Annotated in this window: 3 rRNA genes (2 of these 3 cut by a window edge); all 3 read left to right on the top strand. The window is 37.3% G+C overall.

Annotated elements, in window-relative coordinates:
* Positions 1 to 145, top strand: a 23S ribosomal RNA gene (locus AB0T67_RS07340); it begins 2731 nt to the left of the window's first position.
* Between the two features lie 105 nt (positions 146 to 250).
* A 5S ribosomal RNA gene (gene rrf / locus AB0T67_RS07335) occupies positions 251 to 359 on the top strand.
* A gap of 1091 nt (positions 360 to 1450) precedes the next feature.
* A 16S ribosomal RNA gene (locus AB0T67_RS07330) occupies positions 1451 to 2500 on the top strand; it runs 468 nt beyond the window's last position.

The raw sequence follows: 2500 nt of genomic DNA, 5'->3' as shown, positions 1-2500 counted from the left end.
AAGCGCTGAAAGCATATAAGCGCGAAACCCACCACAAGATGAGATTTCTTTAAAGGGTCGTGGAAGATTACCACGTTGATAGGATACAGGTGTAAAGGCAGTAATGTCATAGCCGAGTATTACTAATAACCCATAGGCTTATGTAGAAGTCTTGCGCTCGAAAGGGCGCAAGCACCAACTCTTTTGATTATTTACGATATAATTTTTACCAATATGTTAACTTATACAGTTGAAATATACTGAAACATTTTAAGGTGATTATCGCAATGGGGCTCACCTCTTTCCATCCCGAACAGAGAAGTTAAGCCCATTTGCGCCGATGGTACTGCCAATGGTGGGAGAGTAGGTCGTTGCCTTTCTTTTAAACCTCAATCTTTATAGATTGAGGTTTTTTTTTGTGCTAATTTTTTTTCTTTAAAAATATCTAAGGATTAGCTTATTTATTCGAAGTTAAAGTGAATCAAGTATAATTATTGGAGAACTTCTAAATTAAGTATAAATACTTAACCAGACCTTATAGCTTTTTAAAACCAGTGAGGTCTGGTTGTTGTTAAAAATAGAGCTAAATAGGTTCTTAGATCTAAAAAATAGCTAAAAACAAGTTCTTCATTGAAAAAGAATAACAAAACTCAAAATAACTGAAAGTTGTTTTCTTAATTTTTTAGATTAGAATTTTATCTATCCGAAGAAAATAGCGCTAATAAAGATCAAAAAAGGGGTTATTGATTTTTTAAAATAAGAAGCAATAACCCGCTTTCCGCCCTCGCTTTTTTTGTTTTTTCGAAAAGAAAACCAAAAAAGAGCTCAAACAGCTGCTTCAATCGGGGCTAGGCATTAGATTATTTAACATTAAAATCTGCTATATTTTAAATTATCTACTTTTAAAAAGAAGAATTTTCAAAAATAAATTATCAATAAAAAAGCTTAAAAAGTCTGATTTATCTTTAAGTAATTAAGAAAACTTGAAAAAGAATAAAAAAATAAAAACTACAATATCTTTATAATCAGTGGTTAATAAAATACTTTTGAAATAAATAAAAAAAAGTCCTTGTTAGTTTAGAAAAAGGTTGTAGATTTGCAACCGCTAACGGAAAAACGCAAGTTTAAAAGTTAACAACTGTTCCTTAAAACATCGATAAGTATCACATTAATAAAATGTAAAAAATAAGTTAATTTTAACTTGTTTAAAACAAATAAAAGAATGTATATTTGCAACCGCTTTCAGAAAGTGTAACGATTAAAGAAATTTGGAAATGACAATAATATGTCAGTTAGTTCGATTCTAACGTTTCTACAAAAAATGATAAGTTTTACTTATCTCTGGTTTTTTAAAGAAAACTAGGTTCATTGAAAATATTGAAATTGACAGCGTAAATAAGAGTAGAATAACCACAACTTCTAACGAAGTTAAATTCTTTTGAAACTTATTCATTAATATTATTTAAAATATACAATGAAGAGTTTGATCCTGGCTCAGGATGAACGCTAGCGGCAGGCTTAACACATGCAAGTCGAGGGGTAACAGGTAGCTTGCTATGCTGACGACCGGCGAACGGGTGCGTAACGCGTATAGAATCTGCCTTGTACAGGAGGATAGCCTTTAGAAATGAAGATTAACACTCCATAATGTAGTGATTCGGCATCGAACCACTATTAAACATTTATGGGTACAAGATGACTATGCGTCCTATTAGCTAGATGGTGAGGTAACGGCTTACCATGGCGACGATAGGTAGGGGGTCTGAGAGGATTATCCCCCACACTGGTACTGAGACACGGACCAGACTCCTACGGGAGGCAGCAGTGAGGAATATTGGTCAATGGAGGCAACTCTGAACCAGCCATGCCGCGTGCAGGATGACTGCCCTATGGGTTGTAAACTGCTTTTATACAGGAAGAAACCGTGCTACGTGTAGCGCCTTGACGGTACTGTAAGAATAAGGACCGGCTAACTCCGTGCCAGCAGCCGCGGTAATACGGAGGGTCCGAGCGTTATCCGGAATCATTGGGTTTAAAGGGTCCGCAGGCGGTCAATTAAGTCAGAGGTGAAATCCCATCGCTCAACGATGGAACTGCCTTTGATACTGATTGACTTGAGTTATATGGAAGTAGATAGAATAAGTAGTGTAGCGGTGAAATGCATAGATATTACTTAGAATACCGATTGCGAAGGCAGTCTACTACGTATATACTGACGCTGAGGGACGAAAGCGTGGGGAGCGAACAGGATTAGATACCCTGGTAGTCCACGCCGTAAACGATGGATACTAGTTGTTGGACTTCGGTTCAGTGACTAAGCGAAAGTGATAAGTATCCCACCTGGGGAGTACGGTCGCAAGACTGAAACTCAAAGGAATTGACGGGGGCCCGCACAAGCGGTGGAGCATGTGGTTTAATTCGATGATACGCGAGGAACCTTACCAGGGCTTAAATGTGGTCTGACAGCTTTAGAGATAGAGTTTTCTTCGGACAGATCACAAGGTGCTGCATGGTTGTCGTC

The sequence above is a fragment of the Tenacibaculum salmonis genome (assembly GCF_041053065.1).
GTDB classification, from domain to species: Bacteria; Bacteroidota; Bacteroidia; order Flavobacteriales; family Flavobacteriaceae; genus Polaribacter; species Polaribacter pacificus_A.
This window is presented reverse-complemented; position numbering and strand designations above follow the sequence as displayed.